Source organism: Synechocystis sp. LEGE 06083 (assembly GCF_015207725.1).
GTDB classification, from domain to species: domain Bacteria; phylum Cyanobacteriota; class Cyanobacteriia; order Cyanobacteriales; family Microcystaceae; genus Synechocystis; species Synechocystis salina.
Genome location: NZ_JADEWJ010000428.1, coordinates 1 through 1,735, shown reverse-complemented (window position 1 = coordinate 1,735; position 1,735 = coordinate 1). Strand labels below are relative to the sequence as shown.

The 1,735-nt window shown below is 50.0% G+C and carries 1 protein-coding gene; it reads left to right on the top strand.

Features of this window, described 5'->3' with window-relative positions:
- Window positions 1-1,735 (top strand): choice-of-anchor I family protein (locus tag IQ219_RS19435; RefSeq protein ID WP_194073703.1); only part of this gene is annotated, 1,735 nt, incomplete at both ends.

The following is a 1,735-nucleotide window of genomic DNA, read 5'->3' as shown; positions in this document are numbered from 1 at the left end:
GGGATTGTGGCCGTATCCTTGGCCATTCGGGATGATTTGAACAATCAGGAAGCAGGCCAAGTACAGTTTTTCGATACAGCTACCGGCAATTTCCTGGGTAAAGTGCTGGTGGGCTTTTTACCCGATATGGTCACCTTTAGCCCCGATGGCACCAAGGTTTTAACTGCCAATGAAGGGGAACCAAACGAAGGCTATACAGTGGACCCTGTGGGTTCGGTAAGTATTGTCGATATCACCGGTGGTTTTACCAATTTAGTTGCCCAGACTGCTACTTTTGATAGTTTTAATGCCCAAAAAGCCGACTTACTGGCCGCTGGGGTGAGACTTTTTGGTCAAATTTTTGATGAAAATGGTAATTTTGTCCGGAATAGCACCGTAGCGGAAGATCTGGAGCCGGAATATATTGCCTTCAACGGAGAGGGCACCAAAGCCTGGGTCACCCTGCAAGAAAATAACGCCATTGCGGTGGTTGACATTGCCAGTGCCACAGTAGAAGCGATTCTGCCCCTGGGTTTCAAAGACCACAGCTTGCCTGGTAATGGCTTGGATGCGAGCGATCGGGATGGGGGGATTAATATTCAGAATTGGCCTATTTTCGGCATGTATATGCCCGACAGCATTGCCTCCTTTACCGTCGGTGGCCAGACCTACTACATCACTGCCAACGAAGGGGACGCCCGCAACCGCCCTTCTGACGATGATATTTTTCCCTCTCCGTTTGATGGAGAAGGGGATATTTTTCTGGAAGAAGCTCGCGTTAAGGATTTAATTCTAGACCCAACTGCATTTCCCAATGCCGCAGAGTTACAGGCAGATGCCAACCTTGGTCGTCTGACCGTAACCACCAAATTTGGGGACATTGATGGGGACGGGGATTTTGATGAACTCTATGTTTTTGGTGCCCGTTCTTTCTCCATTTGGGATAGCAACGGTAATTTGGTCTACGACAGTGGCGAAGATTTTGAACGGATTGTCGCTGAATCCATACCGGATTTTTTCAATGCCAGCAACAGCAACAATAGTTTCGATAACCGCAGTGATAATAAGGGGCCTGAGCCAGAAGGGGTGACAGTGGGCACCATCGACGGCCGTACCTATGCCTTTGTGGGACTAGAACGCATTGGCGGCGTCATGGTTTATGACGTAACCAACCCCCAGGTCCCCGAGTTTATTCAGTACATTAACCCCCGGGATTTCACTGTTGATCCGGAGTCTAATTTGACCGATTCCGGCCCAGAAGGGTTAATTTTCATCGATGCGGCCGACAGTCCCAACGGTAAGCCGCTGTTGGTGGTGAGCAATGAGGTGAGTCAAACCACTGCCATTTTTGAGGTTAATGTCCCTACCCCCCAGCCCTTCAAATTGCAGTTATTCCATGCCTCTGACCAGGAAGGGGGAGTCCCTGCGTTGGATGATGCGCCCCGGTTTTCTGCTGTGCTCAATGCCTTACTACAACAGGACATTGACAATGACGGTATTGCCGGTTTTACCAATAACCTCATTCTCTCCTCTGGGGATGCCTATATTCCTGGTCTGTTCTTCAGTGCTTCCCAGGACATCTTTGGCGGTGTAGGTCGGGCGGATATTCTGATTCAAAACGAGTTAGGTTTCCAGGCGATCGCCTTTGGCAACCACGAATTTGACCTAGGCACTGCGTTGATCGCCGACTTGATTGGGGGAGACCCGGCGGATAACTTCCCCGGAGCAAACTTTCCCTACCTCAGCAGTAATCTAG